Genomic DNA, 22,826 nt, shown 5'->3' on the forward strand with positions numbered 1-22,826 from the left:
TTTTTGATTAGATCTTTGGCTGAGCCGCTGGTTGCTGAAACCGGGTTGACAAGGGCTTGCCATTGGGGCCTGACTATAGGAGCTGCTGTCGAGTGGGTGGTTTTTTTGCATGCAAGCGGCTGAACTCGCAATACTATTTTTGTGGATCTATGCGTTTTAGGATGGCATCGCTGGGTAAGAGTTCCAAATGGCCCTGTTCATCAAAATACCAGCCGTTTATGAAGCCTTTTTGGCGCATGGTGACGAGATTTTGCATGACTTCCCTGGCCTCTCTCAAGGCGGTTTCATCGTCACAGTCATGGGTTAATTTCAAGTAGGCGGCGATATTATCTAAAGATGCCGATTGGCTGACATTTGCCATCAGAAAACCCCTATGCCTTTACATGTGTAAAGCATAGACGACTGACAGGGGGATGAAGCGAGAAAATGGCAGAAAATGGTGGTCGCTACTGGGCTCGAACCAGTGACCCCCTCCTTGTAAGGGAGGTGCTCTCCCAGCTGAGCTAAGCGACCTGGGACTTTCCTGTCTACAAGCGACAGAGAACTAACTTGAATTGAAACTGATTATCTTGAAATGATGCAAGATATGGTGGTCGCTACTGGGCTCGAACCAGTGACCCCCTCCTTGTAAGGGAGGTGCTCTCCCAGCTGAGCTAAGCGACCTGGGATTTTCCTGTCTATGGCGACAGTTTGTAACTTATTGCCTGAAGATGGTGGTCGTTACTGGGCTCGAACCAGTGACCCCCTCCTTGTAAGGGAGGTGCTCTCCCAGCTGAGCTAAACGACCTGGGAATTCTTCATATTGTCGAGTATCTATACCAAAATATGGTGGTCGTTACTGGGCTCGAACCAGTGACCCCCTCCTTGTAAGGGAGGTGCTCTCCCAGCTGAGCTAAACGACCTGGGAATACTCTCACACTGCAAACTAAGGTTATATGGTGGTCGCTACTGGGCTCGAACCAGTGACCCCCTCCTTGTAAGGGAGGTGCTCTCCCAGCTGAGCTAAGCGACCTGGGATATAACACTTTGTAAAACCATGTCTTTTACTTAAAAGATATGGTGGTCGATACTGGGCTCGAACCAGTGACCCCCTCCTTGTAAGGGAGGTGCTCTCCCAGCTGAGCTAATCGACCTCGCTGTGTGGAGCCGTATTATAGGTGGGGCGTCTCCACTGTCAACGCTTTTTTAGATAAAAAGCATTGAGCGTATTAATTTTATCCGCCTTGATGCTTTGTTAGGCAGGCCATTAACTCTCTGGGGTTTATAAGGGCCCGAGTGCGCTCCGAGCGGGCAAATTTTGCCGGCCGACAGAGGCTATCGGCGCCTGGGTGTTTTCTCTGTATCGAGTTCCAGGGGCTATTGATAACGCGTTCAATTGCGGCAAGAGTGCAACTTCTATTTCTACTTTTAGTATCCCTGCTGCTTTTATTACTTCTCTCTCTATTTTTTATGTCAGTCCTACACTCTGACTGAGTGGCGGCGCTTGAGTGGCGCAGCGGAGAATTTGCTTTAGGCATTAAGAGTGGCATTTCCAGTGGCAGGTTTGGCTGTTAGAATGGCCCCCTTTGATAGTGACAGTCTTTCTATAGACTATTTATATAGGTTAGTGTCCCATTATGACAACTAAGACGCGTTTTGCTCCAAGCCCTACCGGTTTTTTACATGTTGGCGGCGCCCGCACCGCACTCTACTCCTGGTTACATGCCCGCGCCAACAAGGGTGAGTTTGTGCTGCGTATCGAAGATACAGATCTCGAACGTTCCAGCCAGGCAGCCTGTGATGCCATTCTCGATGGCATGCAGTGGTTGGGCTTGACCTGGGATGAGGGGCCGTATTACCAGACAAAACGTTTCGATCGTTACAATGAAATCATTGCTCAGATGTTGGAGCAGGGCACAGCCTATAAATGTTATTGCTCACGCGAGCGCATAGAGACGCTGCGCGATGAACAAGCCGCCAGGGGCGAAAAGCAGAAGTACGATGGTTGTTGTCGCAACCTGGCCCCCCGTGACACGGATGAGCCTTTTGTGGTGCGTTTCAAGAATCCATTGGAAGGTTCTGTGGTATTTGACGATCATGTTCGTGGTCGCATCGAGTTTGCCAACGAGGAGCTGGACGATCTCATCATAGCCCGCAGCGAAGGCACGCCTACCTATAACTTCTGCGTCGTGGTCGACGATTGGGACATGGGGATCACTTGTGTGGTGCGTGGTGAAGATCATATCAACAACACCCCAAGACAGATAAACATACTCAAAGCCCTGGGGGCACCTATCCCTGAGTATGCCCATGTGTCGATGATCCTGGGTGATGATGGCGCCAAGTTGTCCAAACGTCACGGTGCCGTGAGCGTGATGCAATACCGTGATGATGGCTATTTGCCCGAAGCGCTGCTCAATTATCTGGTGCGTCTGGGTTGGTCCCATGGGGATCAGGAGATCTTCACTCTCGACGAGATGAAGCAGCTGTTTAAGCTGAGCGACATCAATAAGGCCCCTTCGGCCTTTAATACCGAGAAATTGCTGTGGTTGAATCAGCACTATATGAAGAGTCTGGCGCCCGAGTATGTTGCCAGCCATTTGCAATGGCATATGGATGAGCAAAAAATCGATACCAGCAACGGGCCTGCCTTGGCCGAGGTCGTCACCGCCTTATCCGAACGCGCCAAGACCCTGAAGGAGCTGGCGGCTTCGAGCCGTTACTTCTATGAAGACTTCAGTGAGTTCGATGAAGCCCAGGCCAAGAAGCATCTGCGTGGGGTGGCGTTGGAGCCGCTCAAGTTAGTGCAGCAGAAGATTGCCGCCCTAAGCGAATGGACCCAGGAAGCGATTCATCAGGCGATCGAAGATACCGCCACCGAATTAGAGGTTGGCATGGGCAAGGTTGGTATGCCGCTGCGGGTTGCCGTTACCGGGGCAGGGCAGTCACCTGGTCTAGATTTGACCTTGTTTCTCATTGGAAAAGCCCGTTCTGAGCAAAGAATCTCCAAAGCGATTGAATTTGTAGCAGATAGAATAAATTCCTAAAAAAACGAGTTGACACATTTGGGTGTGCTGCATAGAATGCGCCACGCACTTGAGACACAAGCTGGCAAGCGTCGGCGATGCACTCAAATGTGATTTAAAAGCGTAGTAAAGAGTAAGTTATTTACTTGGGGCTATAGCTCAGCTGGGAGAGCGCTTGCATGGCATGCAAGAGGTCGACGGTTCGATCCCGTCTAGCTCCACCAAGTAATTTTATCTTGTAAATTACGCTTTTAAATTGGGTCCTGCTCAGCTTTGATGTTTAGAAGAGAGTGTAAGGGACACCGCCTTAACATGCGGTAACTAAGTTAGACATGTTGAGTTCAGGGTTCGCATTCGGTTTTAGAAGAGAATGCCTGGGATACCGCCTTAACATGCGGTAATGCAAATTAGAAATGTTAAGTCCAGGGTCCCCTTCGTCTAGAGGCCTAGGACACCGCCCTTTCACGGCGGTAACAGGGGTTCGAATCCCCTAGGGGATACCACATTTTGGTTCCTGACAAGTGACTAACGAGTCGTTTGGCAAGAACAAAGCATCGGTTTCATAGCCTACTGAAATAGATGTGTTGTAAGACTCGGTTACGAGGATAAACATAAGTCCAGGGTCCACTTCGTTTTAGAAGAGCATGCCTGAGACACCGCCTTAACATGCGGTAATGCAAATTAGAAATGTTAACTCCAGAGTTTCCTTCGGTTTAGAAGAGAGCGCCTGGGACACCGCCTTAACATGCGGTAATGCAAGTTAGAAATGTTAAGTCCAGGGTCCCCTTCGTCTAGAGGCCTAGGACACCGCCCTTTCACGGCGGTAACAGGGGTTCGAATCCCCTAGGGGATACCACATTTTGGTTCCTGACAAGTGGCTAACGAGTCGTTTGGCAAGAACAAAGCATCGGTTTCATAGCCTACTGAAATGGATGTGTTGTAAGACTCGGTTACGAGGATAAACATAAGTCCAGGGTCCCCTTCGTCTAGAGGCCTAGGACACCGCCCTTTCACGGCGGTAACAGGGGTTCGAATCCCCTAGGGGATACCAAAATTTCCAAGTTTTTGTTGAATATCACCGGATAGTCAATTGAAATTAGGGGCTATAGCTCAGCTGGGAGAGCGCTTGCATGGCATGCAAGAGGTCGACGGTTCGATCCCGTCTAGCTCCACCATTTACTTCAAGTCATTTACTTCAAGTAAGTAATGTAAAGTAAGTCCTGGGTTCACTTCGGTTTTAGAAGAGAGCGCCTGAGACACCGCCTTAACATGCGGTAACTAAGTTAGAAATGTTAAGTCCAGGGTCCCCTTCGTCTAGAGGCCTAGGACACCGCCCTTTCACGGCGGTAACAGGGGTTCGAATCCCCTAGGGGATACCACATTTTGGTTCCTGACAAGTGACTAACGAGTCGTTTGGCAAGAACAAAGCATCGATTTCATAGCCTACTGAAATGGATGTGTTGTAAGACTCGGTTACGAGGATACACATAAGTCCAGGGGTCGCTTCGGTTTTAGAAGAGAATGCCTGGGACACCGCCTTAACATGCGGTAATGCAAATTAGAAATGTTAACTCCAGAGTTTTCTTCGGTTTAGAAGAGAGCGCCTGGGACACCGCTTTGACATGCGGTAATGCAAGTTAGAAATGTTAACTCCAGGGTCCCCTTCGGTTTTAGAAGAGAGCGCCTGGGACACCGCCTTAACATGCGGTAATGAAAGTTAGAAATGTTAAGTCCAGGGTCCCCTTCGTCTAGAGGCCTAGGACACCGCCCTTTCACGGCGGTAACAGGGGTTCGAATCCCCTAGGGGATACCATATTTTGGTTCCTGGCAAATGACTAACGAGTCGTTTGGCGAGAACAAAGCTGAATTTATGCCGATGCTCGGGTATCGACACGAATTTGGGGCTATAGCTCAGCTGGGAGAGCGCTTGCATGGCATGCAAGAGGTCGACGGTTCGATCCCGTCTAGCTCCACCATTTACTTCAAGCAAGTAATGTAAGTAAAGCAAGTTCAGGGTTCACTTCTTATTTAGAAGAGAGCGCCCGGGACACCGCCTTAACATGCGGTAATGCAAGTTAGAAATGTTAAGTCCAGAGTTTCCTTCGATTTTAGAAGAGAATGCCTGGGACACCGCCTTAACATGCGGTAATGCAAGTTAGAAATGTTAAGTCCAGAGTTTCCTTCGATTTTAGAAGAGAATGCCTGGGACACCGCCTTAACTTGCGGTAATGCAAGTTAGAAATGTTAAGTCCAGGGTCCCCTTCGTCTAGAGGCCTAGGACACCGCCCTTTCACGGCGGTAACAGGGGTTCGAATCCCCTAGGGGATACCACATTTATTCCAGGCTGTTATTTATCGAAATGACAGACTGGAGCAAGAAACCACCTCAGGGTGGTTTTTTTGTGCCTGAATTTTGTCTTTTGGTTCTCCCTATCTCTGCATGTTGCCAGAACCTGGCTTTGTCTTTCTTCCTGGGATCGTCGGCAGATTTGTCTGCCCTGGCGTGACAATACAGGCGTACCTTGGCTGGCCGTCTGCCGATCTACCCGACCTGCTGACGGGCATAGACTATCAGCTCAGGCAAGGGGCGGGCAAAGGGCGGACAACTGAGACAGGGTAATTGGGCAGGGCAACTGAGACAGGACAAGGCAGCTGGAGTCACCTAAGGTTGGCTATTGCCATCTCTGGTGCGCAGCAGGCGGGATTAAAGATAGGGCGGCGGGATTAAAGACGGAGCGGCGTTTGCCGCCCCGTCTGATTTGACTTGCGCATTTGACTTGCGCATTTGGTTCGGGCCATGGGTGCAGCGCATGAGCCTGGGCGAGAGGCAGGTTAGTCGACCCCGAGGAAGCCGCCAGTCTGATGCGCCCACAGCTGGGCATAGATGCCGCCTTGGCGGATCAGTTGCTGATGTGTGCCTTGCTCGACAATCTTGCCTTCATCCAGCACTATCAGACGGTCCATCGCCGCTATGGTCGAGAGCCTATGGGCAATGGCGATCACTGTCTTGCCCTGCATCAGCTGATACAGACTCTCCTGAATGGCGGCTTCCACTTCCGAGTCCAGTGCCGAGGTGGCTTCGTCCAGCAAGAGTATGGGGGCATTCTTCAACAATACCCTGGCGATGGCGATGCGTTGTCGCTGGCCGCCGGACAATTTGACCCCGCGCTCGCCGACCTGGGCATCCAGGCCGCGATTGCCATGGGGATCTGTCAGCTCGGCGATAAACCTGTCCGCCTGGGCCTGTTTGATGGCTTCGAGCAGCTGCGCTTCGCTGGCATCGGGATCGCCGTAGAGGATGTTTTCCCTTATGCTGCGATGCAGCAGGGAGGTATCCTGGGTCACCATGCCTATCTGGGCCCGCAGCGAGTCCTGGGTGACCGTCTTGATGTCCTGCCCGTCTATGGCAATCTCGCCACTCTCGAGATCGTGGAAACGCATCAGGAGGTTGACCAGGGTCGACTTGCCTGCACCTGAGCGCCCCACCAGGCCCACTTTCTCGCCCGGTTTGATCTTGAGGTTCAGGCCTTCGATAACGCCTGATTGTTCCCCATAGTGAAAGCAGACATGGGAAAAGTCGATCTTCCCCTGAGTGACCTGCAAGGCCTTGGCGCCGGCAGCGTCCTGGATCTCGGTTGGCCGCGAAAGGGTGTTGATCCCGTCGGCGACCGTGCCTATGTTTTCGAATAATGCACTGATTTCCCACATGATCCACTGAGACATGCCGTTGAGACGCAGCGCCAGGCTGACGGCGATGGCGATGGCGCCGACCGTGATGGCATTGTCTGTCCACAACAGAATGGATACGGCGGCTATGCTGAACGCCAGCACATAGTTGATGATCTGCACGCTGACGTTGATGCCGGTAACCAGGCGCATCTGCCGATACACTGTTTGCAGAAAACTTTCCATGCTGGATTGGGCGTAATCTGCTTCCTGCTGGGTGTGGGCGAACAGCTTGACCGTGGCTATGTTGGTGTAGCTGTCGACGATGCGGCCCGTCATGGTGGAACGGGCATCGGCCTGCTCTGTGGCGACGGCCTTGAGCCTGGGAACGAAATACCACTGCAGGCCTATGTAGACACAGAGCCAGATTAGCATGGGCAATACCAGGCGCAGATCTGCGCTGGCGATCATCACCAGCATGGAGGTGAAATACACAAGTATGTACACCAACACGTCCAGCAGTTTCATCACTGTCTCGCGCACCGCCAGCGAGGTTTGCATCACCTTGGTGGCGATGCGGCCGGCGAAGTCGTTCTGGTAGAAAGAGATGCTCTGCTTGAGCAGGTATCTATGTGCCAACCAGCGAATGGACATGGGATAGTTACCGAGCAGGCCCTGGTACACGACCAAGGCATGCAGCACCACCAGAGCGGGGATCAGCACCAATACCAGGAGTGTCATGCCGAGCAGGGTCGTGCCTTCCTGCTCGAACAGGGTGGCGGGATCTTTGGTCACCAGCCAGTCGACCAGCTGGCCCATGAAGCCGAACAGGGACACTTCGAGCATCGCCAGCAAGGCTGTCAGTACCGACATCAGCAGCAGCGGGCGTTCGTAGCCGCGGGTGTAGTGGCGACAAAACGCATAAATGCCGCGGGGCGGCTGGCTCGGCTCATCGCCGGGCATAGCCTCGACCCAGGACTCAAATCGTTTAAACATAAAAGGCTTACCATAGAGAAGGAGGACAACTTTGGCACTTAGCATATCGCAAATTGCTCCGGGTCGGGATGATATTTAATTGAGTTCCGTTTTCCGCTAGTGCTGCCGGGCCGCTTTGAGTAAAGTGAGTCTATCAGGACAGTATCAGTTCTATGAGGGGTTAACCATGCCATCCAGCTGTACCGCCTTGGATCCCGGCATTTGCCGTGCGGCGCGCCTGGCCCGTGATGCCAGGTTCGACGGCCAATTTTTTGTCGGCGTGTTGAGCACGGGTATCTATTGTCGGCCCATCTGCCCGGCGATTGCGCCCAAAGAAGTCAATGTGCGCTATTTCGACTCGGCGCTGCGGGCGGCGCAGGCCGGGCTCAGGCCCTGCCTCAGGTGCCGCCCCGACAGTGCCCCGGATTCCTGTGCCTGGAAGGGCACAAATACCACCCTGGAACGGGCCATAGGCCTGATAGATGGCGGCATACTGGTGGGCGAGGATAAGCTCAGCGTCACGGCGCTGGCCGAAAAGTTGGGGATCAGCAGCCGCTATCTGGGCAAGTTGTTTACCCAGGGGTTTGGCACCTCACCCAAGCAATACGCCTTGTACCGCCAGTTGATGTTTGCCAAACAATTGTTGCATCAAACCCAGTTGAGCGTGACTCAGGTGGCGTTGGCGGCCGGCTTCAACAGCATAAGACGCTTCAACGAGGCCTTTAAACAAGAACTGCAGCTGACCCCGACGGCATTGCGCCGCAGCGGCAAGGCCAGCCGGGATGGCGAGGCACAGGAGAGCAGGGCGACCGGTCTTTGCCTGTATCAGTACTATAGGCCGCCGCTGGATTGGTCCAGGCAATGGGCCTTCTATCGATTGCGCGCCGTGGCCGGAATGGAATGGCTGGACGATGAGCAGCGTTATGGACGCAGTTTTCGGCTGGGAAAACTCGAAGGCTTCTTCGAGTTGCTGCATGAGCCTGAGGCGCATAGGTTCAGGGTCAATATTCAACTGGCGGAGGGCAGCGATCTCAGCGGTTTGCGCGCCTTGGTGAGCCATATACGCCGGCTGCTGGATCTCGATGCCGACATGATGCAGGTGCAGACCAGCCTGACGCCATTGCATGAACTGGGGGTCACCCCCCTCCCAGGCTTGAGATTGCCCGGGGTCGGCTGTGCCTTCGAGGCCGGCTGCCGGGCCGTGTTGGGGCAGCAGGTGAGTGTGGTGCAGGCGAGCAAACTGCTCAACCTCCTGGTGCTGCACTATGGTGAGTCCCGCGAGGTTGCCGGGCGGCGGCTGACGTTTTTCCCTTCCCCGCAGGCCGTCAGCCATGCAAGCTTGGACGAGCTCAAGATGCCGGGGGCCCGCAAGGCGGCACTCAATCAGCTGGCGCAGTTTATCTGCGATAATCCCGGTGCGACCCCGGATGCCTGGCTCGAGGTCAAGGGCATAGGCCCCTGGACAGTGGCCTATGCCAAGATGCGTGGCCTGGGGGATCCTAATGTGTTTCTCGGCACGGATCTGGTGGTGAAGAATCGATTACTGGCCTTGGCGCCCGGCATCGGCAAGCAGGATTATCCTGGGTTTGCCGGCAAGCTGGCGTCCGCCATTGCCCCCTGGGGCAGTTACCTTACCTTTCAACTGTGGAACCTTTAACTATGGGAGCTGAGCTATGAGCACTAGACCCGGCTGTACTTCTCGCTGTATCTGGGGCAGCACCTTAGACACCCAGGCCAAACTGCTCGTCCCCGTGGCCGAGTCGTATCTTGACTCGCCAATGGGGTTGCTCAGACTCAGGGCCAACCCTTTGGGATTGAGCCATCTGAGCCTGGTCGAAGCCCCTCGGGGCGCGAGTTCCGCGGCTCCGGCAGCGACCACGCAGGAGGCGAGCCCTCTGGGTGAGGTTGCGCCCGGGCAGTTCGAGGCGGCCAAGGCGCATCTGGAGGCCGCCCGTGCCCAGCTGCTGGGGTATTTCGCCGGCGAGCGCCAGGACTTCAGTCTGACGCTCGCGCCCAAGGGCACGCTATTTCAGCGCCAGGTGTGGCAGGCATTGCTGGACACGGGGTTCGGCCAGGTATGCAGTTACAGCGACATCGCCGGCAAGATAGCCCGTCCCAAGGCCGTGCGGGCCGTGGGGGCGGCCAACGGTGCCAATCCCATCGCCATCATAGTGCCTTGCCACAGGATCATAGGCAAGAATGGCAGCCTCACAGGCTACGCCTATGGTCTGACCATGAAACAGCAACTGCTGGCGCTGGAATCTGTCGAGCAAGCCTGATGCTTTTACGTTAGAATAGCGGCCTAGACAGCTATTGATGGGCATCCCTCAGATTTATGACTCAGGCCACCACCGCCGCGGCAAGCTTTGCCGGGCTCGGCATCATGCCGCAACTCTTGTCCCGATTGACCGAACTCGGTTATCAGACACCGACTCAGGTACAAAGCGCCACCATTCCTGCCGTATTGGCGGGCAGGGATGTGTTGGCCGGCGCCAATACCGGCTCGGGTAAAACCGCCGCCTTCGCCTTGCCGATTTTGCAGCGCCTTGCCGAGCATGCGCTAAAGTCCCCCCTTAAGCGGGATGCCAAGTCCGGCAATCTGGTGTCCTGTCTGGTGTTGGTGCCGACCCGTGAGTTGGCGCAGCAGGTGGGGCAGAGCTTTCAATCCTATGCCGAACGGCTGGACACCAGGCCCAAAGTGATTTCCGTCTTCGGTGGCGTGTCGGTCAATAGCCAGATGTTGGCGCTGCGTGGCGGCGCCGATGTGTTGGTGGCGACTCCGGGACGTTTGCTGGATCTCTTGTCCAGCAATGCCATCAAGCTCAACAAGGTCGCCTGTCTGGTGCTGGACGAGGCAGATCGCATGCTCAGCCTGGGTTTCACCGAAGAGCTGGCCGAAGTGCTTAAGAGCCTGCCCAAGCAGAAACAGACTTTGATGTTCTCGGCGACCTTCCCGGAAGAAGTGCGTGAGCTGACCGCCGAGTTGCTCGATGCGCCGGTGGAAGTGCAGCTGCAAAGCAGCGCCCAGAGCACAGTGCTGCAGCGGGTGATCACAGTCAATCGTCCCAATAAGACGGCGCTGTTGGCGCAGCTCATCAAGGAACATGACTGGTCCCAGGTACTGATCTTCGCCAGTGCCAAGAACAGCTGCAATCACCTGGCGCAGAAGTTATCCAAACGCGGGATCAGTGCCGAGGTCTTCCACAGCGACAAGGCCCAGGGGGCACGTACCAGGGTGTTGGACGGCTTCAAACGTGGTGAAATCCGGGTGCTTATCGCCACAGATATCGCCGCCCGTGGCATAGACATAGAAAAACTGCCCGTGGTCGTCAACTTCGATCTTCCCCGCAGCCCGGCCGACTATATGCATAGAATTGGCCGCAGCGGCCGCGCCGGTGAAGCCGGTCTGGCACTCACCCTGATAGCCCACGATGAGTACCACCATTTCGGGGTCATAGAGAAGAAGAACAAACTCAAGCTGGTGCGGGAGCAAATTGCCGGCTTCGAAGCGGATGCCGAGGCACCCGAGGGGGCGCTGGTTGCCGCTAAGCCGCTGGCGCCGCCAGCGGGCATGGGCAAGAAGAAACGCAAGCAATTGCCACAGGCCAATATTGCGCTATGGGGCAAGAAAGACTAAGTCAAGCAAGCGCTTGGTAAGAGTGTGAGATTAGGTAACGACGATGCAGCACCTGTTTTGGTTAGTCGAAGATAAGATAGCCGGTCGCAGTGGGCCGGACAAAGATCCCTGGGATCCTATGGCCCTGAAAGCCGCCGGGATTGGCGCCGTGTTGTCGGTTAACGCCGGCACCGGCTGTGATGCCGCGGCATTGGCGGCCGCCGGGCTGCGCTACGCCTGTACACCCCTGACCGACAACATACCGCCGCAGCAAGGCGATCTCGCCCTCTGCGTGGCGCAGCTGCCCAAGGCGCTGGCCTTCATTCACCAATGTGAGGCCGACGCCTTGCCCCTGCTCATTCACTGCCGTTCGGGCAAGGACAGAACCGGGGTGGTGATGGCCTATTATCTGATGAGCAATGGCGCCGCGCCTTTGCATGCCGTGAGCCAGGTCAGGAGCATCCGCGACATAGCCTTCAGCGCCGAGGGCTGGGATCAGTTCGTCTTCGATCTGCTCTACGCCCTGCAAGAGGCGGCCAACTAGCGGCACCCTGGCTAGGATCTTGTTACTGTACCAACCCCGCCCCGGCGGGGTTGGTCGTTTTCGGCCCGTCCCTATGTGGCCGATAGCTGCAATATGACTCAAGCATCGCATTAGTGGGTCGATAAGGGTAAACTGATGCGATTCAATGGCTAACCCAGGGGAATATAGATGAAAAGTAAGGCGAGCCAGTCTCAGGGGCTGTTGCTGTTCAAGTTATCCCAGACCCAGCTCTTTGCCTTGGGCACCCTGAAGATCCGCGAGCTGGTGCCTTTTACCCCCCTGAGTCAAATTCCTCAGTCGCATCCCAACATCCTCGGGGCGGCGACCATTCGCGGCACGACCATTCCTGTGGTCGACATGGCTGCGGCCGTCGGCTATCGCCCGGTGAGCGACGCCGAGCTGGCCAAGAGCTTCATCATCATTACCGACTGCCAGCGTATGGTCATAGGTTTTCTGGTACGGGCCATAGATAAGATCATCGAATGCAACTGGCGGGACATAGAGGCGCCGTCCAGCAACCTGGGCAAAGAGGCCTTTCTCACCGGGGTGACCCGCTTTGAGGATCAACTTGTGCAGTTGCTGGACGTCGAGTTGCTCTTGTCCAAAGTCTTCCCTGACAGTCCTGGTGCCAAGAGGGCGGCGCTGACGGATGTGCAGCGGGAACGCCTCAAGCCGCTGAATATCCTGTTGGTCGACGATTCCAAGGTGGCACGCAAACAGCTGTCGGATGCCCTGGATGCCCTCAACATTCCCTATCGGGTGACCGCCGACGGCAAGGAGGCGCTGACCATAATGGAACAGGCGGCGGCCGAGATGCAGCCGATCGACTTGCTGGTCAGCGACATAGAAATGCCCGGGCTGGACGGTTATGAACTGGCATTCGAAGTGAAAGACAACCCCAAATTGGCGGCGGCCTACATCATATTGCATACCTCGCTGTCGAGTGAGATCAGCGTCAGCCAGGCACACCAGGTCGGTGCCAATGAGGCGCTGACCAAGTTCGATGCCAACGAGCTGATCCAGGCCATGCTCAGGGGCGCCGACAACGCGGCCCGGCTCCTTGGCTAAGCCTTTGCTTAGCCTGGATGAGAGCCGCATCCCGGGGATTTGTGGCCGTTTCGGTGGTTTTTTGCAAATTTGACTTAAGATCACCGGCTTATTTGGCCACATGGCTGGACAAGTCGCGGCGCTTTCTATACAAAACTTATCTATACAAAAATGAGTAGAGGCAAACGGGCGTCGAGTTGAATGTCCGTGAGTCATCCTAGACAGATAATAACTACAGGTCCCGTCATTAAAGGTGCCGCAATTGAAGGTCAAGTCATGAATCAAACCCCGTCATTCTTCGCCAGGTTGGCCAATGGCAGCCTGGTGCTGCAAATTTTGCTCGGCATAATCGCAGGCGTGTTGCTGGCCAGCGTCTCCAGCTCGGGCGCCCAAAGCGTTGCCTTCCTGGGCAGCCTGTTTGTCGGTGCGCTCAAGGCCATAGCGCCCATCTTGGTGTTCATCCTGGTGGCTGCGTCCATCGCCAACCAGAAGAAAAACAGCCAGACCAATATGCGGCCGATAGTGATGCTGTATCTGTTGGGCACCTTCGCCGCCGCCCTGACGGCCGTGGTGCTGAGCTTTGTGTTTCCGACCGAACTTGTGTTGGTGGCCGGTGTCGAGGGCACCTCGCCGCCACAGGGCATAGGCGAGGTGATCAATACCTTGTTGTTCAAGCTGGTCGACAATCCAGTCAATGCCGTGATGACGGGCAATTATATCGGCATTCTCGCCTGGGGTGTGGGTCTGGGGCTGACATTGCACCATGCCAATGACTCGACCAAGCAAGTGCTGACAGATCTGAGCCATGGGATCTCCCAGATGGTGCGTTTCGTCATTCGTCTGGCCCCCATAGGCATCTTCGGCCTGGTGGCGGCAACCTTTGCCGAGACAGGTTTTTCCGCCATAGCGGGTTATGCCAAGCTGCTGTCGGTGCTGCTCGGTGCCATGCTGGTCATCGCCCTGGTGGTGAATCCCCTGATCGTGTTCGTTAAGATTAAACGCAACCCTTATCCCTTGGTGTTGAGATGTTTACGTGAGAGCGGCGTGACCGCATTCTTCACTCGCTCCAGCGCCGCCAATATTCCGGTGAACATGGCCCTATGCGAGAAGCTGGCACTGCATGAAGACACCTATTCTGTGTCTATCCCCCTGGGAGCCACCATCAACATGGGCGGCGCCGCGATTACCATTACCGTCTTGACCCTGGCGGCGGCGCACACCCTGGGCATAGAAGTCGATCTGCTGACGGCCTTGCTGCTCAGTGTGGTGGCGGCGGTATCTGCCTGTGGCGCTTCGGGTGTCGCCGGCGGCTCTCTGTTGTTGATCCCTCTGGCCTGTAGCCTGTTCGGCATCTCCAACGATGTCGCCATGCAAGTGGTCGCCGTCGGTTTCATCATAGGGGTGATCCAGGATGCGGCCGAAACCGCCCTCAACAGCTCGACCGATGTGATCTTCACCGCGGCGGCCTGTGAGGCGGCAGAGCGTCAGGCGAGCCTAAGCGTCGCCCCCCAATGCCGGGATTCGGTTTAGTCAGATAGGGTCAGGATTCGGCCTGGCCAAGATGCTTGGCAGTAAATGCATAAGAGGGCGCTCGGTTAACCACTGAGCGCCCTCTTTGCCATGCCCGTTATGGGCCGGTTTTTACACGTAAAACCCAGGATGAGTTCTATGCTTAAGCTGATGCCTGCGACAGGGTAAAGATTAGGGGCAATGATATGGTGGGACTGGAGAACCGCAGACGTTTGCGTTGGAAGGCGTCGGCCCTGCAGGCGCGCGAGCTCTTGGGGACTTGGGTGGATGAGCGCCCTAGGCTGGGAGACAAGATCACCTTTTACCGTGAGGATGACAAGTGGTATCTGGAAACCTGGTTCAACGATGGCTGCCACAGCCTGGATGAAGTCATACCCACCCCCATGGCGGAAGGGCTGAAACTCGAAGACAAGGGCGGCAACCTCTTCGCCGAATATTTCATCATAGATGCAGACAGCGAGCTGTACTTCTGCAATGCCGGCGGTCGTTATTACAAGGCCAGTAAAGTCACCCCCATGAGGGTGGCCTGAGCCTGTGGGGCTCAGGCTTATGCTTGTTTCAGAAGGGATGCTTGCTGTCGAAGCTGAGCCACTTGCCCGAATAAGGGTGCTTGAACGCCAGGCGCTGGGCATGCAGGCAGAGCCGTTGCCGCGCCCGGATAACTTCGGTATCGCCATAAAACTCGTCCCCCAGTATGGGGTGGCCCAGCGCCAGCATATGCACCCTGAGTTGATGGGTTCGGCCGGTTTGTGGTTGTAACTCGACCAGGCAGCTGGCGTCCCGTCGCTCCAACACCCGGTAGTGGGTCGAGGCGCTCTTGCCTTGGGGGCTTACCATCTGATAGGGGGGATTGTCTCTGTCCGCGGCGATCGCCAGGGCTATGCTGCCTTCGTCCAGCGGCAATTGGCCCTGAACCTCGGCGATATAGCACTTGGCCGCTTGCCTGTCCTGAAACTGGGTTTTTAAGTTGGACTCGGCCCGCTTGTTGCGGGCAAACACCATGATGCCCGAGGTGGCGCAATCGAGTCTATGCACCAGAATGGCTTCCGGATAGAGGCGCTGCAGGCGCGTCAGCGCGCAATCCCAAGTATTTTCCGCCCGTCCCGGGTTAGACAATAAGCCCGAAGGTTTATTGATCACTATGATGTCTCTGTCTTGATAGCGTAGGTCTAACCAAGGTATGGCCGGCGGCCGGTAATCGAATATTTGCATGCTGTCCCCTCTGCGCGGCCGGGATTCTAGCAAAAAATGGCGCGCAAGGCATCAGTTAACACAGGCAAGGTCCGAGTCGGCAGCCAGGTCTGATGGGAAGCCCCAGGCTCAGGGCAGATAGGCTTCCGGGGTCTGGCGGCTCCAGATGCGGCTATAGGCCATCAGTTGCGGGTAGAAGGTGCGAAAGGCAATTTCTATCTCTATATCCAGTTTCTCTATGCAGGCGGCGGCGCCATTGAACAGTTCCGGCTTGGACAGGCGCCGACTGACGCCCGCGATAGCCTGATTGAGCCCCTGTCTGTGTTGATAGGACTCGAGCCAATTCTCCCTGCGGATCCTGGGCGTCAATTGCTGCAGGGCCGCGGGCAAGTCTGGACAGGCGTCCAGCGCGTCATAGGCCTTAAGGCAAAAATCGCTCAGGCTCTGGGGATGGTATTCCTCCCAGTATTTGGCCAGCATATGATCGAAGGCCAGATCCATCAGAATCGGGGCGACCCGGGTGAGGGACTTGGGGAACTTGCCAACCAGTTCTCGGGTGAGTTCATGGCCGTCCGTGAGTTGATCTATTTGCCTATGCAACCAGATCCCTTGCCGTAAGTGCTTGGGAAAGTGTTCTATATTGCCCTTGGCGAAATCACCGGCGAGATTTGAGGCCAAACACGTTTTACTGTTATCGGCCAGATGCAAGTGTGCAAGAAAGTTCATATTTTCTACTTGGTTAACGCCATGCTTTCACGGTACCATGCCCGGCGGCGCCAAGGGAACCCTGAGGCGTTAAAATCATGGCCGGGGTGGCCGTGACCTTGCAGGGACCTGGCGTTTCGTCTTTCGATATTCACGCAGTGAAGGATCACGTAAAATGTGGAATTGGTTCATAAACAAGTTTAGGCAAAGAGGTGTGGCGAAGCGTAAACGTGTCCGTGTCCATATCCCCCACGAGCAGTTAAGTTTTCGTCTGGAGCAGACGTCGGCCCAGGGAGTACGGCCATCTATGCCGGCCAATTCCAAGGCGGAACTCAAGGAACCTTGATCTTATCCGCCTCTGACCCTAGACTAGCCGCCGTTCTAAGCTAAGCAGAGGCTAATCATGCGCGTTGCAGACTTTTCTTTCGATCTCCCAGATGAGCTCATCGCTCGCTATCCCATGGCGCAGCGCAGCGCCTCGCGTTTACTGACTCTGGATGGCAATTCGGGTGAGCTTGCCGATAAACAATTTACCGAGCTGCTGGGGTTGATCAACCCAGGGGATCTGGTGGTGTTCAACAACACCCGGGTGATCCCGGCGCGGCTGTTCGGCCAGAAGGCCAGTGGTGGCAAGTTGGAGATCCTGGTCGAGCGCATGTTGGATGACAAGCGCATCCTGGCCCATGTCCGCAGCTCCAAGTCCCCCAAGGTCGATGCCCTGATCCATCTCGATGGCGGTTACCGGATGAAGATGCTGGCCCGCCACGACACTTTGTTCGAGCTCGAACTCCTGTCTGAGCCGAGCATACTGGAAGTGCTCGAGGCCGTCGGTCACATGCCATTGCCGCCTTATATAGACAGACCCGATGATGATGCCGACAAGGAACGTTATCAAACCGTCTATAACCAGACGCCGGGCGCGGTGGCGGCGCCGACAGCCGGGCTGCATTTCGACGACGCCATGCTGGCGGCATTGCAGGCCAAAGGGGTCAATACCGCGTTTGTGACCCTGCATGTGGGGGCGGGCACCTTCCAACCTGTGCGGGTCGAGAGCATATTGGAACACAAGATGCATTCCGAGTGGGCCGAGGTGCCGCAGGACGTGGTCGATGCCATAGCCAGCACCAAGGCGGCGGGCAAGCGGGTGATCGCCGTCGGCACCACCTCGGTGCGTTCACTTGAGAGTGCCGCCCGTGCCAGTCAGGGCGAACTGCAGGCCTTCAGCGGCGATACGGATATTTTCATCTACCCAGGCTACCGCTTCCAGGTCGTCGATGCCATGGTGACTAACTTTCATTTGCCCGAGTCGACCCTCATCATGCTGATCAGTGCCTTCGCAGGTTTCGATGAGGTGATGCGGGCCTACCAACATGCCATAGCGCAAAAATACCGCTTCTTCAGCTATGGCGATGCCATGTTTATCACTAAAAAAGCCCCCTGAATACGGATTTTGTTTTAAAATACCCTGTTAATATTTGAAACTTGAGTATTTTTTGGGCCAAGGCTTGAAGCTTGGCGCTTGCGCCCTTATCTCTATTGATAATCTGAGCGGCATTGGCCGCTCACTCTTTGTAGTCAGACTGTTTCTCTGGCGAGGTGAATAATGAAATTTGAATTAGATACGACAGATGGCCGAGCCCGCCGTGGCCGCTTGATTTTCGAGCGCGGCACAGTGGAAACCCCGGCCTTCATGCCGGTCGGCACCTATGGCACTGTCAAGGGCATGACCCCGGAAGAAGTGCGTGCCACAGGCGCCGACATTCTGCTGGGCAATACCTTCCACCTCTGGTTGCGTCCGGGCGAAGAAATCATGCGCAAGCATGGCGACCTGCACGACTTCATGAACTGGCAGCGGCCGATACTGACCGACTCGGGTGGTTTCCAGGTCTTCAGCCTGGGCGACATACGCAAGATCACCGAGGAAGGGGTGCATTTCCGTTCGCCGATCAACGGCGAGAAGATCTTCCTCGACCCGGAAAAGTCGATGCAGATCCAGGATGCCCTGGGCAGCGACGTGGTGATGATATTCGACGAATGTACCCCGTATCCGGCCACCGAAGACGAGGCACGCAAGTCGATGCAGATGTCGCTGCGCTGGGCCAAGCGTTCGCGCGACGAGTTCGACCGCCTGGAAAACCCCAATTCGCTGTTTGGCATCATTCAGGGCGGGGTATATGAAGATCTGCGTGACGAGAGCCTCAAGGGCCTGGTCGACATAGGCTTCGACGGCTATGCGGTCGGGGGCTTGGCCGTGGGTGAGCCCAAGGAAGACATGCACCGCATTCTGGAGCATGTCTGCCCGCAAATACCCGCAGATAAGCCACGTTACCTCATGGGCGTGGGCAAGCCGGAAGATCTGGTCGAAGGGGTGCGCCGTGGGGTAGACATGTTCGATTGCGTCATGCCGACCCGTAACGCCCGCAACGGCCATCTGTTTACCAGTGAAGGGGTGATCAAGATACGCAATGCGCGTCATCGTGACGACACTGCACCGCTCGATGCCAAGTGTGATTGTTATACCTGTAAAAACTATTCGCGGGCATACCTTTACCACCTGGATCGCTGCAATGAGATTTTGGGTGCGCGTTTAAACACCATACATAACTTGAGATACTATCAAATGTTAATGGAAGGTTTGCGCGGCGCGATCGAGACAGGTACATTAGACGCCTTCGTAGAGGACTTCTATACCAGTCAAGGACGTGAAGTACCTGAATTTGTCGGTTAATTTTAGTTAATAAGAAGAGAGAACTATGTTTATTTCAAATGCATATGCAGCTGGTGAGGGTGCGGCTCAGACGGGTGGTACCATGGAACTGATTTTCATGCTGGTGGTGTTCGGGCTGATCTTCTACTTCATGATTTTCCGTCCCCAGTCCAAGCGCGTCAAAGAGCATAAGAACCTGATGTCTGCACTGGGCAAGGGTGATGAAGTGCTGACCAGTGGCGGGATCCTGGGCAAGATAGCCAAGATCAGCGACGACAGCGATTACGTGTTACTGAGCCTGAACGAGACGACTCAGATCACCATCAAGAAGGACTATATTGCTGCGGTCTTGCCTAAAGGCTCTATCCAGTCGTTGTAAGCCAAGAGGGCTCAGGTGTGTTAAATAAATACCCAATGTGGAAAAACATTATGGTGATGTTGATCATCGCCGTAGGTTGTTTCTATGCAGTACCAAACCTCTTCGGTGAGGACCATGCAGTGCAGGTGGTGGCGACTCGCGGCGCGGAAGTCACGACATCAACCCAATCGATAGTCGCTGAACAGCTGGCCGGCAAGGGCATTGCGGTAAAGCGCTCTGAGCTCGAAAATGGTCAGTTGTTGGTGCGTGTGCAGGATGCCGAGCAACAATTGCTGGCCAAGGAAGTGATTGCCGACGCCCTGGGTGATAAGTTCACCGTGGCGCTGAACCTGGCGCCTGCCACCCCTGAGTGGCTGGAATCCCTGGGTGGTTCACCCATGAAACTGGGTCTGGATCTTCGTGGCGGTGTGCACTTCCTGATGGAAGTGGACATGGGCGAAGCCCTGCGCAAGATGGAAGAAGGCAAGATAGCCGATTTCCGCAGCCAGCTGAGGGAAGAGAGGATACGTTATGCCGGCATTCGCGATACTGCCAAGGGCATAGAAATTAACTTCCGCGATGCGGAAACCCTAGGCCATGCCGAACGTTTCCTCAAGACCCGCACTAAAGACATGCTGTTTACCGACGTCTCCAACGGTGGCAACTTCGTGCTGCGTGCCGTCATGAGCGAAGTCTATATCAAGCAGGTCAAGGAAGAGGCCCTGCAGCAAAACATCACTACTATCCGTAACAGGGTTAACGAGTTAGGGGTAGCTGAGCCTGTGGTCCAACGTCAGGGCGCCGAGCGCATAGTCGTTGAGTTGCCAGGGGTGCAGGACACGGCCCGTGCCAAGGAAATTCTCGGCGCCACCGCCTCGATAGAATTCCACATGGTGGACGACAAGGCCGATGCTAATGCCGCCGCCAGTGGCAGGGTATCTGCCGGCTCCGAAGTGTTTCAGCGCCGTGAAGGCGGCGCCGTGGTGCTGAAGAAAGAAGTCATGCTGACCGGGGATCATATTACCGGTGCCCAGCCAAGCTTCGATCAATACAGCCGACCACAGGTGAGCATCAACCTGGACGCCAAGGGCGGCAGCATCTTCTCCAATGTCACCAAAGATAACGTCGGTAAGCCCATGGCGACCCTGTTCATCGAGTACAAGGACAGTGGCGAGCGCAATGCCGACGGCAGCGTCAAGATGAAGAAGATTGAAGAAGTGATCTCGGTTGCCACCATCAATCAACGTCTGGGACGCAACTTCGTCATCACAGGCCTGGGTCATGCCGAGTCGCAGAACCTGGCGCTCTTGCTGCGTGCCGGTGCCCTGATTGCCCCCGTCTCCATAGTCGAGGAACGTACCATAGGTCCTAGCCTGGGGGCCGAGAACATAGAAAACGGTGTTCAGGCCATGGTCTGGGGCATGGCTGCCGTGCTGATCTTCATGCTGGTGTATTACCGGGGTTTCGGTCTGATTGCCAACCTGGCGCTGACGGCCAACCTGGTGATGGTCGTGGGCGTGATGTCGATGATCCCGGGTGCTGTGCTGACCCTGCCCGGCATCGCCGGCATGGTGTTGACAGTGGGTATGGCGGTCGATGGCAACGTGCTGATTTACGAGCGTATTCGTGAAGAATTGCGCGCGGGTCGCAGTGTGCAGCAGGCCATACATGAAGGTTATGGTAATGCCTTCTCTACCATTGCCGATGCCAACATCACCACCTTCATGACGGCGCTTATCCTGTTTGCCGTGGGTACCGGCGCCGTCAAAGGCTTCGCCGTGACCCTGATGATAGGTATCGCGACTTCCATGTTTACTGCCATTGTGGGTACTCGCTCGATCGTCAATGCGATCTGGGGTGGTAAACGCGTGAAGAAACTGTCTATCTAAGGGGTAGTTGAAATGTTCGAGATTTTATCATTAAAAAACACAGTAAACTTCCTGCGCCATGCTGTGCCCATCAGCATCATGTCCGGCGTCCTGGTGCTGGCTTCTTTGGTCTCTCTGGCAACCAATGGCATCAACTGGGGACTGGATTTTACCGGTGGTACCGTGGTCGAGATGGCGTTTTCCAAGCCGGTCGATCTCAATGTGCTGCGCAGCGAGTTGACCACACCCGCATCCGAAGGCGCCCTGGTGCAGAACTTCGGTTCCAGCCGTGATGTCTTGGTGCGTCTGCCGGTTAGACCCGAGCTCAAGAGCGAAGTGCAGGTCGACGGCGTGATGGCGGCTGCCCTCAAGGTCGACCCTCAGGTGCAGCAGAAGCGGGTCGAGTTCGTCGGTCCCCAGGTGGGTAAAGAACTGGCGGAGCAGGGTGGCCTGGCGGTATTGGTCGCCCTCATCTGTATCCTCATCTATGTGTCGTTCCGTTTCGAATGGCGCCTGGCTCTGGGCTCGGTGGCGGCATTGGCGCACGACGTGATAGTCACCTTCGGGGTCTTCTCTGTGTTCCAGCTGGAGTTCGACCTGACGGTACTGGCCGGGGTGTTGACGGTTGTGGGTTACTCACTCAACGACACCATAGTGGTCTTCGACCGCATCAGGGAAAACTTCCTCAAGTTGCGCAAGAGCGTTCCGGAAGAAGTGGTCAACATCTCCATCACCCAGACCATGAGCCGTACCATTATCACCACGGGCACCACGCTGGTGGTGGTGGTGGCCCTGTTCCTCAAGGGGGGCAGCATGATCCACGGTTTTGCTACCGCGCTGATGATGGGGATCTTCGTGGGGACTTACTCTTCCATCTATGTGGCGAGCTACCTGGCGATCAAGCTGGGGATCAATCGTGAACATATGATGCCGGTGGAAATCGAGAAAGAAGGTGCGGATCAACCGCCCATGATGCCTTAAGCTTATAGGCCTATAGAAGAAACCACCTGCGGGTGGTTTTTTTATGGCTGTTGCCCGGCCGGTGGGGCATGGCGGCTTGGGCAGGGGGAACGTCTTGGGCTATTGCCTGGATAGCACTCGACAGCCGCCGCCTTTTGGCAGTAGGATGGCGAGTGATAAATTTGCCAGAAGAGCAATAGCCGTAGGAAATAGCATGGAAGAGCGCAAGTGTTTAGTCGCAGGTGGTAATTTGCTCCAGGCCCATACCTGGAAGGGGCTGCTGGAGGCCAGTGGCATCAGGGTCGAACTCAGGGGCGAGGCCCTGCTCGGCGGTGTCGGTGAGTTGCCGACCGATATGCAAAACGTTGAGTTATGGGTGAGTGAGTCCGAACTGAGGGCCGCCCAGACCCAGTTGGCCGGCCTGGATGTCGAAGGGCCCAGATGGCAATGTCTGCAGTGTCATGAGATGAACGAGGCCAGCTTCGAGCTCTGTTGGCACTGTGGTGCCGAGCCGAGTCAGTCTCACGGCTGAGACCACGGCTTAAACCATTGCTTAGGCCAGCCTATGCTGAAGTGCCGGCTTCTGAGTTGCTACCCCGGGCTTGGCCACTGGAGCCGGCTTAGTCCCCTGCCGCAGGCCGGTGCCGTGAAAGCG

At 55.7% G+C, this 22,826-nt stretch carries 19 protein-coding genes and 15 tRNA genes; 24 read left to right on the forward strand and 10 right to left on the reverse strand.

Translation table 11 applies throughout. The features are described 5' to 3' along the window. Positions 1-133: 133 nt before the first annotated feature. The 7 genes from LZP73_RS11280 to LZP73_RS11310 all read right to left on the reverse strand — a co-directional run bounded on the left by LZP73_RS11280 (position 134) and on the right by LZP73_RS11310 (position 1,133). Positions 134-361 (reverse strand): hypothetical protein, encoded by a 228-nt coding sequence (locus LZP73_RS11280; RefSeq protein WP_169564370.1) that lies wholly within the window; start codon positions 359-361, stop codon positions 134-136. Positions 362-437: 76 nt separating this feature from the next. Beyond that, positions 438-513 (reverse strand) — tRNA-Val (locus LZP73_RS11285). Positions 514-587: 74 nt separating this feature from the next. Continuing rightward, positions 588-663, reverse strand: a tRNA-Val gene (locus tag LZP73_RS11290). A 48-nt stretch (positions 664-711) separates the two neighbouring features. Further along, positions 712-787: transfer RNA gene (locus tag LZP73_RS11295), tRNA-Val, on the reverse strand. Between the two features lie 39 nt (positions 788-826). Continuing rightward, positions 827-902 (reverse strand) — tRNA-Val (locus LZP73_RS11300). A 34-nt stretch (positions 903-936) separates the two neighbouring features. Continuing rightward, positions 937-1,012: transfer RNA gene (locus LZP73_RS11305), tRNA-Val, on the reverse strand. A 45-nt stretch (positions 1,013-1,057) separates the two neighbouring features. Beyond that, positions 1,058-1,133, reverse strand: a tRNA-Val gene (locus LZP73_RS11310). Positions 1,134-1,616: 483 nt separating this feature from the next. On the opposite strand from LZP73_RS11310, the gene gltX reads away from it, so the two are divergent. The 10 genes from gltX (at position 1,617) to LZP73_RS11360 (ending at position 5,336) form a co-directional block, all read left to right on the forward strand. Further along, positions 1,617-3,026: a glutamate--tRNA ligase gene (gene gltX / locus LZP73_RS11315; RefSeq protein WP_234235105.1), complete on the forward strand. Its 1,410-nt coding sequence runs from the start codon at positions 1,617-1,619 to the stop codon at positions 3,024-3,026. 127 nt (positions 3,027-3,153) lie between these two features. Then, positions 3,154-3,229 (forward strand) — tRNA-Ala (locus tag LZP73_RS11320). A 203-nt stretch (positions 3,230-3,432) separates the two neighbouring features. Continuing rightward, positions 3,433-3,508, forward strand: a tRNA-Glu gene (locus tag LZP73_RS11325). Positions 3,509-3,785: 277 nt separating this feature from the next. Beyond that, positions 3,786-3,861 (forward strand) — tRNA-Glu (locus LZP73_RS11330). Positions 3,862-3,980: 119 nt separating this feature from the next. Continuing rightward, a tRNA-Glu gene (locus LZP73_RS11335) sits at positions 3,981-4,056 on the forward strand. Between the two features lie 48 nt (positions 4,057-4,104). Beyond that, positions 4,105-4,180, forward strand: a tRNA-Ala gene (locus LZP73_RS11340). 128 nt (positions 4,181-4,308) lie between these two features. Beyond that, positions 4,309-4,384 (forward strand) — tRNA-Glu (locus tag LZP73_RS11345). A gap of 358 nt (positions 4,385-4,742) precedes the next feature. Then, a tRNA-Glu gene (locus LZP73_RS11350) sits at positions 4,743-4,818 on the forward strand. Positions 4,819-4,905: 87 nt separating this feature from the next. Then, a tRNA-Ala gene (locus tag LZP73_RS11355) sits at positions 4,906-4,981 on the forward strand. Positions 4,982-5,260: 279 nt separating this feature from the next. Next, positions 5,261-5,336: transfer RNA gene (locus LZP73_RS11360), tRNA-Glu, on the forward strand. Between the two features lie 500 nt (positions 5,337-5,836). Here LZP73_RS11360 and LZP73_RS11365 read toward each other — a convergent pair. Beyond that, on the reverse strand, positions 5,837-7,666 hold the full coding sequence (locus LZP73_RS11365; RefSeq protein ID WP_234235107.1) for an ABC transporter ATP-binding protein: 1,830 nt from the start codon (positions 7,664-7,666) through the stop codon (positions 5,837-5,839). Positions 7,667-7,832: 166 nt separating this feature from the next. On the opposite strand from LZP73_RS11365, the gene LZP73_RS11370 reads away from it, so the two are divergent. From LZP73_RS11370 to LZP73_RS11400, 7 genes are all read left to right on the forward strand, one after another. Further along, positions 7,833-9,302, forward strand: coding sequence for a DNA-3-methyladenine glycosylase 2 family protein (locus LZP73_RS11370; protein ID WP_234235109.1), 1,470 nt, complete (start codon positions 7,833-7,835; stop codon positions 9,300-9,302). A gap of 121 nt (positions 9,303-9,423) precedes the next feature. Then, on the forward strand, positions 9,424-9,924 hold the full coding sequence (locus LZP73_RS11375) for a methylated-DNA--[protein]-cysteine S-methyltransferase (RefSeq protein ID WP_234235277.1): 501 nt from the start codon (positions 9,424-9,426) through the stop codon (positions 9,922-9,924). 56 nt (positions 9,925-9,980) lie between these two features. Further along, positions 9,981-11,282 carry a DEAD/DEAH box helicase gene (locus LZP73_RS11380; RefSeq protein ID WP_234235111.1) on the forward strand — a complete coding sequence of 434 codons (1,302 nt, stop codon included), beginning with the start codon at positions 9,981-9,983 and terminating at the stop codon, positions 11,280-11,282. 43 nt (positions 11,283-11,325) lie between these two features. Continuing rightward, a complete protein-coding gene (locus LZP73_RS11385; RefSeq protein ID WP_234235114.1) occupies positions 11,326-11,805 on the forward strand; it encodes a phosphatase domain-containing protein in 480 nt (159 codons plus the stop codon). Between the two features lie 168 nt (positions 11,806-11,973). Next, positions 11,974-12,873, forward strand: coding sequence for a chemotaxis protein CheV (locus LZP73_RS11390; protein WP_234235115.1), 900 nt, complete (start codon positions 11,974-11,976; stop codon positions 12,871-12,873). Positions 12,874-13,128: 255 nt separating this feature from the next. Next, entirely contained in the window at positions 13,129-14,382 is a 1,254-nt protein-coding gene (gene sstT, locus LZP73_RS11395) for a serine/threonine transporter SstT (RefSeq protein WP_234235117.1), read from the forward strand. A 185-nt stretch (positions 14,383-14,567) separates the two neighbouring features. Then, the gene (locus LZP73_RS11400; protein WP_234235119.1) at positions 14,568-14,912 is read left to right on the forward strand and encodes a hypothetical protein; all 345 of its coding nucleotides are present in this window, start codon (positions 14,568-14,570) and stop codon (positions 14,910-14,912) included. A gap of 28 nt (positions 14,913-14,940) precedes the next feature. Here LZP73_RS11400 and LZP73_RS11405 read toward each other — a convergent pair whose 3' ends face one another. Beyond that, positions 14,941-15,594: an RluA family pseudouridine synthase gene (locus LZP73_RS11405; protein ID WP_234235121.1), complete on the reverse strand. Its 654-nt coding sequence runs from the start codon at positions 15,592-15,594 to the stop codon at positions 14,941-14,943. A gap of 108 nt (positions 15,595-15,702) precedes the next feature. Then, complete coding sequence (locus LZP73_RS11410) at positions 15,703-16,299, reverse strand: acyl carrier protein phosphodiesterase (RefSeq protein ID WP_234235123.1); 597 nt, start codon at positions 16,297-16,299, stop codon at positions 15,703-15,705. A gap of 193 nt (positions 16,300-16,492) precedes the next feature. Here LZP73_RS11410 and LZP73_RS21335 point away from each other — a divergent pair, with 193 nt between their 5' ends. The 7 genes from LZP73_RS21335 (at position 16,493) to LZP73_RS11440 (ending at position 22,703) form a co-directional block, all read left to right on the forward strand. Further along, positions 16,493-16,624 carry a hypothetical protein gene (locus tag LZP73_RS21335; RefSeq protein WP_267960146.1) on the forward strand — a complete coding sequence of 44 codons (132 nt, stop codon included), beginning with the start codon at positions 16,493-16,495 and terminating at the stop codon, positions 16,622-16,624. Between the two features lie 57 nt (positions 16,625-16,681). After that, the gene (queA, locus tag LZP73_RS11415; RefSeq protein WP_234235125.1) at positions 16,682-17,719 is read left to right on the forward strand and encodes a tRNA preQ1(34) S-adenosylmethionine ribosyltransferase-isomerase QueA; all 1,038 of its coding nucleotides are present in this window, start codon (positions 16,682-16,684) and stop codon (positions 17,717-17,719) included. 162 nt (positions 17,720-17,881) lie between these two features. Next, positions 17,882-19,006 (forward strand): tRNA guanosine(34) transglycosylase Tgt, encoded by a 1,125-nt coding sequence (gene tgt, locus LZP73_RS11420; RefSeq protein ID WP_169564749.1) that lies wholly within the window; start codon positions 17,882-17,884, stop codon positions 19,004-19,006. Between the two features lie 25 nt (positions 19,007-19,031). After that, a complete protein-coding gene (gene yajC / locus LZP73_RS11425; protein ID WP_169564750.1) occupies positions 19,032-19,364 on the forward strand; it encodes a preprotein translocase subunit YajC in 333 nt (110 codons plus the stop codon). A 17-nt stretch (positions 19,365-19,381) separates the two neighbouring features. Next, positions 19,382-21,232, forward strand: a complete 1,851-nt coding sequence (secD, locus tag LZP73_RS11430; protein WP_234235127.1) for a protein translocase subunit SecD — start codon at positions 19,382-19,384, stop codon at positions 21,230-21,232. Between the two features lie 12 nt (positions 21,233-21,244). Next, the gene (gene secF / locus LZP73_RS11435; RefSeq protein ID WP_234235128.1) at positions 21,245-22,192 is read left to right on the forward strand and encodes a protein translocase subunit SecF; all 948 of its coding nucleotides are present in this window, start codon (positions 21,245-21,247) and stop codon (positions 22,190-22,192) included. 193 nt (positions 22,193-22,385) lie between these two features. Continuing rightward, positions 22,386-22,703, forward strand: coding sequence for a putative signal transducing protein (locus LZP73_RS11440; protein WP_234235129.1), 318 nt, complete (start codon positions 22,386-22,388; stop codon positions 22,701-22,703). The last annotated feature ends 123 nt before the right edge of the window (positions 22,704-22,826 follow it).

This window comes from Shewanella sp. AS16, from assembly GCF_021412365.1.
In the GTDB taxonomy this organism is placed as follows: Bacteria; Pseudomonadota; Gammaproteobacteria; order Enterobacterales; family Shewanellaceae; genus Shewanella; species Shewanella salipaludis.